General features: G+C 58.6%; 10 protein-coding genes. 3 read left to right on the top strand and 7 right to left on the bottom strand.

Annotation, left to right across the window (positions count from 1 at the left end):
• Positions 1 to 16 precede the first annotated feature (16 nt).
• Complete coding sequence (gene hemP / locus GOV38_RS18665) at positions 17 to 184, bottom strand: hemin uptake protein HemP (protein ID WP_171102532.1); 168 nt, start codon at positions 182 to 184, stop codon at positions 17 to 19.
• Between the two features lie 222 nt (positions 185 to 406).
• Between hemP and gph the strand changes: the two genes are divergently transcribed.
• Positions 407 to 1,087 (top strand): phosphoglycolate phosphatase, encoded by a 681-nt coding sequence (gene gph / locus GOV38_RS18660; protein ID WP_171209318.1) that lies wholly within the window; start codon positions 407 to 409, stop codon positions 1,085 to 1,087.
• Between the two features lie 200 nt (positions 1,088 to 1,287).
• Here gph and GOV38_RS18655 read toward each other — a convergent pair whose 3' ends face one another.
• Together GOV38_RS18655 and GOV38_RS18650 are read right to left on the bottom strand one after the other, a co-directional pair.
• A complete protein-coding gene (locus tag GOV38_RS18655; RefSeq protein ID WP_171209319.1) occupies positions 1,288 to 2,463 on the bottom strand; it encodes an acetate/propionate family kinase in 1,176 nt (391 codons plus the stop codon).
• Between the two features lie 284 nt (positions 2,464 to 2,747).
• Positions 2,748 to 5,030 carry an adenosylcobalamin-dependent ribonucleoside-diphosphate reductase gene (locus GOV38_RS18650; RefSeq protein WP_171209320.1) on the bottom strand — a complete coding sequence of 761 codons (2,283 nt, stop codon included), beginning with the start codon at positions 5,028 to 5,030 and terminating at the stop codon, positions 2,748 to 2,750.
• A 129-nt stretch (positions 5,031 to 5,159) separates the two neighbouring features.
• On the opposite strand from GOV38_RS18650, the gene GOV38_RS18645 reads away from it, so the two are divergent.
• Positions 5,160 to 5,591: a DUF1489 domain-containing protein gene (locus GOV38_RS18645; RefSeq protein ID WP_171102545.1), complete on the top strand. Its 432-nt coding sequence runs from the start codon at positions 5,160 to 5,162 to the stop codon at positions 5,589 to 5,591.
• Here the strand turns inward: GOV38_RS18645 and hisG are convergent, their stop codons facing one another.
• From hisG to hisS, 3 genes are read right to left on the bottom strand one after another with little or no spacing between them, the layout of a single operon-like run.
• On the bottom strand, positions 5,592 to 6,281 hold the full coding sequence (gene hisG / locus GOV38_RS18640) for an ATP phosphoribosyltransferase (protein ID WP_171209321.1): 690 nt from the start codon (positions 6,279 to 6,281) through the stop codon (positions 5,592 to 5,594).
• On the bottom strand, positions 6,278 to 7,366 hold the full coding sequence (locus GOV38_RS18635) for an ATP phosphoribosyltransferase regulatory subunit (RefSeq protein ID WP_171209322.1): 1,089 nt from the start codon (positions 7,364 to 7,366) through the stop codon (positions 6,278 to 6,280). The genes hisG and GOV38_RS18635 overlap by 4 nt, the downstream gene beginning before the upstream one ends.
• A 3-nt stretch (positions 7,367 to 7,369) precedes the next feature.
• Positions 7,370 to 8,866: a histidine--tRNA ligase gene (hisS, locus tag GOV38_RS18630; RefSeq protein ID WP_171209323.1), complete on the bottom strand. Its 1,497-nt coding sequence runs from the start codon at positions 8,864 to 8,866 to the stop codon at positions 7,370 to 7,372.
• 123 nt (positions 8,867 to 8,989) lie between these two features.
• Between hisS and GOV38_RS18625 the strand changes: the two genes are divergently transcribed.
• Positions 8,990 to 9,184, top strand: coding sequence for a SlyX family protein (locus GOV38_RS18625; RefSeq protein ID WP_171102554.1), 195 nt, complete (start codon positions 8,990 to 8,992; stop codon positions 9,182 to 9,184).
• A gap of 118 nt (positions 9,185 to 9,302) precedes the next feature.
• On the opposite strand, the gene dnaE is transcribed toward GOV38_RS18625, so the two are convergent.
• Positions 9,303 to 12,830, bottom strand: coding sequence for a DNA polymerase III subunit alpha (gene dnaE / locus GOV38_RS18620; RefSeq protein WP_171209324.1), 3,528 nt, complete (start codon positions 12,828 to 12,830; stop codon positions 9,303 to 9,305).
• Positions 12,831 to 12,832: the final 2 nt, after the last annotated feature.

Here is a 12,832-nt window from a genome sequence, read left to right as displayed (position 1 = left end):
ACTCAGGGCTTAACGCTCATTTCGTCAGGATCAGTTTCCCGGCACGGGTAATGCGTAGCGTATATAGCTGGTCACCCAATTCGATGTGAGCGAGATTACCACCTTTGGTCAGGTCTTCAGCCTTGTGGGCCGGAAGCAATGAGACCGGGTAACCTTGGGTCGGGGTCGGGTTTTGAGCGTTCATCAGGGCGTCTCCAGAAGGTATCGGGCAACAAGCTGTATCTGTTTTGGACTGTGTCATCTGGCTGACCCAGAATTGGGTTGGCTACGCGGCATAGGGTTTAATCTGATTATTTTTGTCGGATATGTCAAGGCCTGTCTTTTCTCGCCCGCATCTCGGCTTGGCATTGTATCCGCGACCAAGGGGCGCTAGGCCCGAAATACCGTGGTAAAGGATGGAAAGCGCATGCAAGCAGCTGTTGTATTTGACCTCGACGGCACATTGATCGACAGCCTCGCCGATCTGGCGCAATCGGTGAACCGAATGCTGGCAGATGTCGGCCACGACCCATTGCCAGATGAAACCATCAAGGGGTTTGTTGGCAACGGGCTGCCAACACTTGTCGAACGGGCGATGACCCATTGCGCCATACCGATGGATCGACATGTTGAGCTTACCCAAAGCACCTTGGCGCATTACAATGCCGCCCCCTGCGAACACACCAGATGCTACCCGGGCGTGACTGGCGCTTTGACCCAATTGCGTGACATGGGACATGTTTTGGCCGTCTGCACCAACAAGCCCGAGTCCCCGGCACGTCATGTGTTAGAAGCGTTGAATCTGTCGCCTTTCTTTGACGTGGTCACCGGGGGTGACACGCTGCCCACGCGCAAACCGGACCCGCAACACCTGCTTGCCACCTATGATGCGATGGACATATCGGGGCCCTTGATCTTTGTCGGAGACAGCGAGGTGGACGCCGAAACCGGGCGACGCGCCGGGGTGCCGTTCCTGCTCTTCACCGAGGGCTATCGCAAATCGCCGATAGAAAAGCTGCCCCATTCCGCAAGCTACAATCACAGCTCGAATCTGCCCGAACTTGTAAGAGATCTTATGCAGCAGGACCCAGAGACTGTATCGAGATAATCACAAAACCCCCAATAGAGGGGCCGGTCGAGGGGGTTTGATACCTACCCCTCATTGGGGAATTTTGTGAAAGTGACAAGACCGCGGGGGGACGGTCTTGAAGCGGTAAATCAGTCATACCCCAGCCACACAGATCAGGATATTGGGGGTTTCCCGTAGTGGTTAATTTTTTCTTAACCAAACCCTACCACCGAGCGGCCTTACACTTGCATCAGTTGCAGCGCGGCCCGTGCGATCACCAATTCTTCGTTGGTAGGAACAACCATCAGCGTCACACGCGACAGATCGGTCGAAATCACGGTGCGGTTGTCCGCATTGGCGTCATGGTCCAGCTCAATTCCCAGCCAGCCCATATCGGTGCAGATGCGTTCACGGATATAGGTCGAGTTCTCGCCAATCCCTCCGGTGAACACAAGCGCATCCAACCCGCCCAGAACAGCAGCCATCGCCCCCAACTCGCGCCGAATTCGGAAGGTGAAATAGTTGATCGCATTGCGTGCACCTGGCGCGTCCGAAGCTTCGAGCGTCCGCATATCGCTGGTCATGCCCGATAGGCCCAGCAGACCGGATCTCCGGTACAGCAGATCCGAGATCTCGTCTGCACTCATGCTGCACTGATCCATCAGATACAGAACAACACCCGGGTCCAACTGCCCGCACCGTGTACCCATGGGCAAGCCGTCGATGGCCGAAAACCCCATGCTGGAGCCCACCGACCGCCCATCAATCATCGCGCACATCGACGCCCCGTTGCCCAGATGGGCAACAACCACGCGCCCGCCATGTATAAGCGGTGCCGTCTCTTTCAAATGGCCCGAGACGTACTCATAACTGAGCCCATGAAAGCCATAGCGCCGCACGCCGATATCGTAAAACTCAGACGGCAGCGCAAAGGTGTCGTTGACCCAGGGGTGGTTTCGGTGAAATGCGGTATCGAAACACGCAACCTGCTTGGCTTCTGGGAAACGCTTCATCGCAGCTTGCGCCCCGTCCAGATTGACGGGCTGATGCAACGGTGCAAACGGTTCGAGCTGTCTCAGTTTCTCAAGGCTGTCCGGCGTCAGAACCACGGGCCCTCCGTTGTTCGGACCTCCATGCACCACGCGATGACCGACCGCCGCAATGCGCGCATGTGGGAATTCGATCTGGAGCAGATTCAAAATGCTGTCCAAAGCGGCCCCATGATCGCGCAACGCGTCCGAAACACCATCTGCCAGAGATTTTCCATCCCGATCACGCAAACGAATATGGGCCGAAGAACTGCCGATATTTTCAACGATCCCCGAACAGATCAACGCCGGATCGCTTTGCGACGCAGCAAACAGGCCAAATTTCAAGGACGAAGAGCCCGCATTCAAGGTGATGATGTGATCCATAAGAGAGGCTATTTCCCCAAACCGAATTCAGGGGCGCGTTCACGCCCGACACTGAATACGCGTTGTCGCAATTCGTCTAACTGTTCAGACTGATGAAGCATCTTGTCCGAAAACACCAGCACTGTGCCCGGCACCCGTCAGATACCGTTCGAATGTTTCATCAATATGTCGCTGCGGGTCCTCAACGCCACGTACGCCCATCGACCATGTCACATTTGGCCGCATGACCTCTGGCCATCCGACAAAAGCAAGACCTTGCGGCTCAGGAAACCGTCAGGCTCTGCTTACCCACATTTGGAATGTCCGCAGCTGCGGCAGGTCATGCAGCCTTCGATCATCACCATGTCATATTGCCCGCAGGACGGGCAGGCTTTGCCGCGCGGGGCGTCCATGTTGACAACCTGCGCTTGAGGGTCGGATTTCAGGCCCATCCCCTCGCCTTCCAGGAACCCGATGGCAACCATATGCTGTTCGATCACGCCACCGATGGCAGCCAGGATTGACGGAATATACTTGCCCTGCACCCAGGCCCCACCACGCGGGTCAAAGACGGCCTTCAGCTCTTCCACCACAAAAGACACATCCCCGCCACGCCGGAACACAGCCGAAATCATGCGGGTCAATGCCAGCGTCCAGGCGTAGTGTTCCATGTTCTTCGAGTTGATGAACACTTCAAAAGGTCGCCGGCGTTGGCCGATCACGATATCATTGATGGTCAGATAGATCGCATGTTCGCTATCAGGCCATTTCAGCTTATAGGTCGATCCTTCCAGAGATTGCGGGCGATCCAGCGGCTCGGACATATAGATCACGTCGCCGCCGTCCACCTCATGCGGTGCACTGGCGCTTTCACCGGGCGCCTTGTCGTCGCTTTCAGACACGGTCAGGACCGAACCCGTCACATCATTCGGGCGGTAGGTCGTGCAACCTTTGCAGCCTTCATCCCAGGCCTGCATGTAGACGTCTTTGAACGCATCAAAGCTGATATCTTCCGGGCAGTTGATCGTCTTGGAAATCGAGCTGTCGATCCATTTCTGTGCCGCCGCCTGCATCTTGACGTGATCTGACGGGCTGAGAGTCTGCGCATTGACGAAATAGTCGGGCAATTCAGTATCGCCGAACTTGTCGCGCCACATCTGCACGGCATAGTCCACAACCTCTTCTTCAGTGCGTGAGCCATCCTTTTGCAGCACTTTCCGGGTGTAGGCGTAAGCAAAGACCGGCTCGATCCCCGAGGACACATTGCCAGCATAAAGCGATATTGTCCCCGTTGGCGCGATCGATGTCAGCAGCGCATTCCGGATGCCGTGTTCTCGGATCGCGTCACGCACATCCTCGTCCATTTGCTGCATCGTACCGCTGGCCAGAAACTTCTCGGCATCGAACAAAGGAAACGCCCCTTTTTCCTTTGCCAGATCGACCGACGCCAGATACGCGGCGCGGGCGATTGCGTGCAACCAGCGCTCGGTTTGACGCGCCGCCTCGTCTGACCCATAGCGCAGGCCCAGCATCAGCAGTGCATCCGCCAGCCCGGTCACGCCAAGACCAATCCGGCGTTTGGCTTGCGCCTCAGCGGCTTGCTCGGGCAGCGGAAATTTCGATGCATCAACCACATTGTCCATCATCCGCACGGCCGTAGCGACCAGCTCTTGCAGCGCGGCCTCGTCCAGATGCGCGGCCTCTTCGAACGGGTCTGCCACCAGACGCGCCAGGTTGATCGACCCCAGCAAACACGCGCCATAAGGGGGGAGCGGCTGCTCTCCGCAGGGGTTGGTGGCGGCAATGGTCTCGACATAGCTCAGGTTGTTGGCCTGATTGATCCGGTCGATAAAGATCACGCCCGGCTCGGCATGGTCATAGGTGGCCTGCATGATCTTATTCCACAGATCCCGCGCCTGAACCGTGTGATAGACCTTGCCGTCAAACACCAGCTCCCACGGGCCATCGGCCTTGACGGCCTCCATGAACGGGTCGGTGACCAGCACGGACATGTTGAACATGCGCAACCGCGCCGGGTCGGATTTGGCGGTGATGAACTGTTCGATATCGGGGTGGTCACAGCGCATCGTGGCCATCATCGCCCCCCGGCGAGAACCGGCGGACATAATGGTCCGGCACATGGCATCCCAGACATCCATGAAACTCAACGGCCCCGAGGCATCGGCGGCCACGCCTTTGACGTCTGCCCCGCGCGGGCGGATCGTCGAGAAGTCATAACCGATCCCGCCGCCTTGCTGCATGGTCAGCGCGGCCTCTTTCAGCATATCAAAGATACCGCCCATACTGTCGGGCACCGTGCCCATGACAAAACAATTGAACAGAGTCACTTGCCGCGCCGTGCCAGCACCCGCGGTGATACGGCCCGCTGGCAGGTATTTGAAATCCTCCAGCGCCTCATAGAATTTCCCGGCCCAATGCTCGGGGTCTTTTTCGACCCGCGCCAGATCGCGCGCGATGCGGCGCCAACTGTCCTCGACCGTCTGGTCAATGGGTGTGCCATCCGCTTCCTTGAAGCGGTATTTCATGTCCCAGATCTGCTCGGCGATGGGGGCGGCAAAGCGGCTCATTGGTGATTCCCTGACTAGAAAGAGGTATCCAGACTATCTCAATTCACGCCTTCACCACAACACCTTGATGACTGCGTTTTGCAAGCTACAATATAGAGACCGCTCTTGGGACGACTCTGTGGGAAAACTGTGGATAAGTACGTAAATCTCGTCAAACTCTCGGTTGGCTCGGAAAGCGTCGACACGCTGATGGCGTGGCAGGACAGCCGCAGGCCGCTCTATGAGGATGGCTGCCCACGCCATGTCACCCGCATGTGGCCCAAGCGTGAGGCCGAGATTTTGAACGGCGGATCAATCTATTGGGTGATCAAGGGTGTGATCCAGTGCCGCCAGCGGATCCTGCGACTGGACGAGGTACGCGGCGAGGATGGCATCCGACGCTGTGCCATCGTGCTGGACCCTCAGGTGCATCGCACCCAAAACGCCCTGAAACGTCCGTTTCAGGGCTGGCGTTACCTCAAACCCGAGGACACGCCCGCCGACCTACCCAAAAACCGCGAACAAGATGATGCCCTGCCCGATGATCTGAACCGCGCGCTTGCCGAAATCGGTGTGCTTTAGTCAGCTCAGACGATCCAATAATGCGGCCAGGACAGCCTTGTCTTCGGGGCTGCATTTGGCCACCCGGCTGCGCCAAAGCGTCGCCTGAGATTGCAAGATCAACCCATCCGACAGGATCTTGAGGTGATTGGCCCGTAACGTTTCACCCGTCGAGGTGATATCGGCAATCGCCTCGGCGGTTTCGTTCATGACCGTCCCTTCGGTCGCGCCCTGACTGTCGACCAGCGTGTAATCGGCCACGCCCGCATTGGTCAGAAACTCTCGCACCAGACGGTGGTATTTGGTGGCAATCCGCAGACGGTGCCCGTGTGTTTTGCGAAACGCCGCCGCAGCCGCATCCAGATCATCCAGCGTATCCACATCGACCCAGCAAGCAGGGGTCGCGATGATCAGATCGGCCTTGCCAAAGCCCAACTGAGCGATCTCTTCCACCTGTTGTTCCCAACGGGGCAGTTTTTCCTGCACCAGATCGATGCCGGTGACACCCAGATTGATCCGCCCTGCCGCCAGCTCTCGCGGGATTTCCCCTGCGGACAGCAGGATCAGCGAAACCCCGTCGATCCCTTCGACCTTACCGGCATATTCCCGATCCGATCCGCTGCGCGACAGGGTGATGCCGCGTTTTTCGAACCAGGAAAACGTCTTGTCCATCAGACGGCCCTTCGAGGGCACACCAAGTTTCAAACTCATTGCCCGGCCTCCTCAACGCTTAGCATAAGGTCCGGGCGAATTACGCCCCCAACCGCCGGGATCTCGGCCCCGCCACCAAGTTGCCGGGTCAGCGCGTCGTACCGACCGCCCGTTGCCACAGGCGGCAAATCGGGGCGGCCTTCGGCGTAGAAGCCAAAGACAAAACCGTCATAATATTCCATTGAGGTGCGACCATAAGAGGCCTCGAAATCCAGCCGCTCCACATCCACGCCACGCGCCTGAAGTGCCGCAATGCGGGCCTCGAGCCGATCCAAGGCGGGGGTGATCTGGGGCAGATCCACCGCCACGTCGCGCAGCTGTTCCAGCGCAAAAGGCATGGTTTCGCGCACATTCAGCAAGGTTTCGAGCCCGGCCAGCTCGGAATCCGAAATCGGAGCTGTCTCCCGATCTTCGCGCAGCGCTTCGATCCGCGCCTCGATCTCGGCGGCCCGGCGCTTGCCGATCATCGGTGCGACAACGGCCAACGGGTCCGCCGCATTCAGCAGAGCGTCGCGGGTTTCAGGCCCGGCGGCACGACCCGCAAAACGGTCCAGCAAATGGCGGAACCGGCGCGGACGCCAGAGATGGCGCATCAACGCGGCTTTGCGGCGCTCGGTCGTCTGAAGCCCTGCAACCGCTGCGATCAGAATGCCGATGTCACCGGTCGCCGCCCGCAGCGGCAGACCTCGCAACTGTAGTCCGATCAGGGAAAACACCTCGGCATCGGCACCGGCGGGATCGACGCGGTCAAAGACCTCATACCCCACCTGAATGTATTCATTGGCCCGGTCCGGGTCGTGTTCCTGTCGGCGAAAAACCTCACCAGAATAGGTATAGCGCGCCGGTTCTGCCCCTTCCGACATATGCATCTGCACCACCGGCAAGGTGAAATCCGGGCGCAGCATCTGTTCACCGCGCAATGCATCCGATGTCACATAGGCGCGCGCGCGGATATCTTCGCCGTAGAGATCCAGCAGAGTGTCCGCCGGTTGCAGCAGCGGCGGATCAACGATCTGCGCGCCTGCGGCCTCGAACCGAACACGCATCATCGCGGCGCGGGCCTGTATCTGAGAACGGTTGGCCATGGCTCAGTCCTGACTGTCCAGAATTTCGCGCACCTTGGCGACCAGATCACCGCGCGGCACTTCGAACTGGCTGGGGCGTTCCTTCCATTCCTCAAGCGTGGCGCTTTCGGCGATCTTGGCACCGAGGATCAGGTCTTTGATCTGCACGATCCCTTTGGACTTTTCATCGCCACCTTCGATCACCGCGACCGGCGAATTGCGCTTGTCCGCGTATTTCAGCTGATTGCCGAAATTCTTGGGGTTGCCCAGATAAACCTCGGCCCGGATCCCCGCATTGCGCAGCTCGGCCACCATGGCCTGATAATCGGCCATCCGATCCCGGTCCATCACCGTCACAACCACGGGGCCCTTGGCCTGCGCGCTGATCCGACCCTTTTCGCGCAGCGCCGCCAGCAGGCGGTCAACACCGATCGAGATACCGGTCGCGGGCACTTCCTGCCCCGTGAACCGTTTGACCAGATCATCGTAACGACCACCGCCCGCGACCGAGCCGAACTGCCGCTTGCGGCCTTTCTCGTCGAAGATCTCAAAAGTCAGTTCGGCCTCATAAACCGGTCCGGTGTAATAACCCAAGCCACGTACGACCGAGGGGTCAATAGAAATTTGGTCACTATCGTAGCCCTGCGCCTTTAGAAGGCTTGAAATCGTTTCTAGCTCCGCAACGCCTTCGCTGCCTTCATCTGATCCACCAACTACGGATCGGAGATTTTTCAGCGTTTTTTCGTCGGTATCGGCTTTTGCGAGTAGGAACTCGATGACTCGGTCAGCTTGCAGCGAAGTCAGATGAAGCCCATCAATGAATGCACCTGAAGCATCTTCTCTGCCTTTAGTAAGTAGTTGCTTTACGCCCTCAACACCAACCTTGTCGAATTTGTCGGCGGTTCGAAGTATTCCCGCCACTAAGTCGTCAGACACTTCACCGTCCGAGCTAAACATGTCCTTAACAAGGCCATTCAGAACCTTGCGGTTGTTCACCCGCACCAGGTAGTCGCCGCGCGGGATACCAACGGTCTCTAAAGTATCCGACAGCATCGCACAAATCTCGGCATCTGCGGCCATTGAGGCCGTACCCACCGTATCCGCATCGCATTGATAAAACTGACGATAGCGCCCCGGCCCTGGCTTTTCGTTGCGCCAGACCGGACCCATCGCATAACGGCGATAAGGTGTGGGCAGATCGTTGCGGTGTTGCGCATAGACACGGGCCAAAGGCGCGGTCAGGTCATAGCGCAAGGCCATCCAGTCACCGTTTCCGCCCTCGTCAAACTCCTGCCAGGCAAAGACACCCTCATTCGGGCGGTCGACATCTGGCAGGAACTTGCCCAGCGCTTCGACGGTTTCGACCGCGCTGCTCTCCAAGGCGTCAAAGCCATAACGATGATAGACACCCGCAATCGTCCGCAGCATCTCGGTGCGCTGCGTGACTTCCTCGCCGAAATAGTCACGGAACCCTTTTGGCGTTACGGCCTTGGGGCGGGGCTGTTTCTTGGGCTTGGCCATCGGGGGCGTCCTTCGCGGTCATGTTCCGCGCGCGGTCTATCCCATGGCCCGCATCGGGGCAAGGCGCGCTTTCGCTGGCCTTGGTGCCGCTGGGGCGGTATGACCCCCGCAAAGGAGACCGCCATGCAGCATCTGGAAGAGCAGATCGCCCACCTGACGCGCACCGTTGACGAGTTAAATGCGGTCGTAACCGGCCAGCAATCCGAAATCGACCGCCTGACGCGCCGGGTCGAGATGTTGCTGCAACGCGAGGCCGAACGGTCGCAAGAAGGATCGGGCGGTGTTGTCTTCGGCGACGAACGCCCGCCGCATTACTGACCGTACGCGCCAGGTCCTTCTCAGAAAGGCGTGCAAGCCACATATACTTTTACGGCCCCCGCCTCTACTTTAACGGCCTCCGCCTCCGACCGGAGTGTCCGCGACTTGTTTGACCGAATTATATCTCCTCAACCATCATCACGCCTTCCAGAGATTTGATGGCCCCCTTGATCTGTGGGGTGATTGGGAAATCCTGACCCAGATCCATTTCAACATCGCCGGGCAGGCCCGGATCGAGTAGCAGCAGTTGGATCGGCCCCCGCGCAGCGCCTTTGGTAGCTGTTGCCGCGTCTTCCAGAACCTTGGCCACGGTGGGCAATGCTTGCGCCTCGTCAACAAAAATGCGCAGCCCGCTGGCCCCGGCCTCGGCGACGACCGAATCCACCGGGCCAACGGATCGGCCCAGCAGCTTTAGTTGGTCAGCCTCCATCGTGGCCTCAGCGGTCAGCACCACTTGAGCGCCGGTTTCCAGAAACTCGCGGCATTTCTCTAGCGTGTCCGAGAACAAGGTCACCTCATAAGCCCCGGTCGGGTCAGAGAGCTGCGCAAAGGCAAAACGGTTGCCCCGCGCCGACTTCCGTTCTTGCCGCCCAGCCACAACCCCGGCCATTTTGGCGATCAACGGGCCCGAACGCGCTTTTTCAGTCACCTCGTCCAGCGTGAGAACCTGCTTGCGCTTCAGCGCGGGCATATAGTCGTCCAGCGGATGGCCCGACAGGTAAAAGCCGATAGCCTTGAACTCTTCGCTTAACCGTTCAGCAGGCAGCCAATCCGGTGAAGGGGACAAGCGCGGCTCGGGCAGATCATCCCCTGCCTCGCCAAACAACGACACCTGGTTCGAGTTCTTCTGCTCGTGGATCGCAGCCGAATATTGCACCAGCGGATCAAGGCTTTCGAACACGCGGCGACGGTTCTTGTCGAGCTCATCAAAGGCCCCCGCCCGCGCCAGCATTTCCAGCGGACGTTTGCCGACCTTTTTCAAATCAACCCGGCGGGCAAAATCGAACAGGTTGACGAAGGGTTTATCGTTCTGGTCGCCCTGAGCGTGCCCAGAACGTCGCCCTTCGACCACAAGGTTCATCGCCTCGACACCCACATTCTTGAGCGCGCCCAGCGCATAAACCAAATGGCCGTCCGCCACATCGAAGGTCGCCAAAGACCGGTTCACGCAGGGCGGCACATAGGGCAGTTCCAACCCTTTGCGGACCTCTTCAAAGTAAACCGCCAGCTTATCGGTCAGATGGATATCGCAGTTCATGACACCTGCCATGAACTCCACCGGATGGTTCGCCTTTAGCCAGCCGGTCTGATAGCTGACCACCGCATAGGCCGCCGCGTGGGATTTGTTGAAACCATAGTTGGCGAATTTATCCAACAGGTTCCAGACCTCGGTCGCCTTGGCCTCATCCACATTATTCTCGGCCGCGCCCTTGAGGAACTTGGGCCGCTCGGCATCCATCGCCTCCTGGATTTTCTTGCCCATCGCGCGCCGCAACAGATCGGCCCCACCCAGGCTATAGCCTGCCATTTCCTGCGCGATCTGCATCACCTGTTCCTGATAGACGATGATGCCCTGGGTTTCGTCCAGAATATGATCGATGGAGGGATGTAGCGTGTCCCGTTCGCTCAGCTTGTTCTTGACCTCGCAGAACTTTGGAATGTTCTCCATCGGGCCCGGGCGGTATAGCGCCACAAGCGCAATAATATCCTCGATACAGTCCGGCTTCATCCGCTTGAGCGCATCCATCATGCCACTGGATTCCACCTGGAACACGGCCACCGTCTTGGCTGCGGAATAGAGCTTATAGGTTGCCTCATCATCCAGCGGGATCGCGTTGATCTGGTTCTCGGCCCCTTCGGCAGGCTCATAAAGCTCAGTCCCATCGGCGGCGATATGAAGCGGTCGGCCTGACTTGAAAATCAGATCCATCGCGTTCTGGATCACGGTCAGTGTTTTCAAACCCAGAAAGTCGAACTTCACCAGCCCCGCTTGTTCAACCCATTTCATATTGAACTGGGTCGCGGGCATATCCGAGCGTGGGTCCTGATAGATCGGCACCAACGCGTCCAAGGGTCGATCCCCGATCACCACCCCCGCCGCGTGAGTTGACGCGTTTCGCAACAGACCTTCGACCTGTTGGCCGTAGTTCAGCAGCCGCTCGACAACCTCTTCGCTGCGCGCCTCTTCCCGCAGGCGCGGTTCATCCTTCAATGCTTTTTCGATGCTGACAGGCTTGACCCCCTCAACCGGGATCATCTTGGACAGACGGTCCACCTGCCCGTAAGGCATCTGCAAAACCCGCCCGATATCGCGTACCGCAGCCTTGGACAGCAACGCGCCGAAGGTGATGATCTGCCCCACCTTGTCACGCCCGTATTTCTTCTGCACATAGCGGATCACCTCTTCCCGGCGGTCCATACAGAAGTCGATATCGAAGTCGGGCATCGATACCCGTTCGGGATTCAAAAACCGTTCGAACAGCAGCGAATAGCGCAACGGGTCAAGGTCGGTGATCGTCAGCGCATAAGCCACCAGCGACCCCGCACCCGAGCCGCGCCCCGGACCAACCGGGATGTCGTGATCCTTGGCCCATTGGATAAAGTCGGCAACGATAAGGAAATAGCCGGGAAAACCCATGCCTTCGATGATGCCCAGCTCAAAATCCAGCCGCTCCTGGTATTCCTCAGGCGTCACCGCATGGGGGATTACGGCCAGACGCTTCTGCAAGCCCTCATTGGCGATGCGGCGCAGTTCGGCCACCTCGTCGTCGGCAAATTTCGGCAGGATCGGATCGCGGCGATAGGCCATGAAAGCACAGCGCCTGGCAATCTCAACTGTGTTTTCAATCGCCTCGGGCAGATCAGCAAACAGGGTGGCCATTTCCTGTTGCGACTTGAAATAATGCTGCGCCGTCAGGCGGCGGCGATCTTCTTGCTGATCGACATAAGCGCCTTCGGCTATGCAGATCAGCGCATCATGCGCCTCATACATGTCCGAGGTCGGGAAATACACATCATTGGTGGCAACCAGCGGCAGATCCTTGGCATAGGCCATTTCAACGTGACCCCGCTCGGTCCGCTTTTCGGCCTCGGGCTGTCCATCCTCACCCGGATGGCGCTGCAACTCGATGTAAAGACGATCCGGGAACATCCCCGCCAACCGGTCCACCAGAGCCTCGGCCGCAGGGCACTGACCTTGCTGCAGGAGCATGCCAACCGGCCCGTCCGGCCCTCCGGTCAGGCAGATCAAGCCTGCTGACCGCTCGGCCAATTCCTCCAGCGTGACCTGCGGCAACTGCCCACCCTTGTCCACATAGAGGCACGAGCTGAGCTTCATCAGGTTCTCATATCCGGTCTCGGACTGCGCCAGCAGCACCAACGGTGCAGGTGTTTTCGGCTTTTCACCCGGCTGCGCCTGAACATAGGTCAGATCGACCTGACACCCCATAATGGGCTGAATACCTGCGCCACTGGCCGACACCGAAAACTCCAGTGCCGAAAACATCGAGTTGGTATCCGTCACCGCAACGGCGGGCATCTCCATCTGCGCGCACAAGGCAGGCAGCTTTTTCAGCCGCACAGCGCCTTCCAGCAGCGAATATTCGGTGTGAACACGTAGGTGAATGAATCGAGGGGAACTGCTCATAG

The organism is Ruegeria sp. HKCCA5839, from assembly GCF_013035585.1.
Taxonomy (GTDB): domain Bacteria; phylum Pseudomonadota; class Alphaproteobacteria; order Rhodobacterales; family Rhodobacteraceae; genus Ruegeria.
This window is presented reverse-complemented; position numbering and strand designations above follow the sequence as displayed.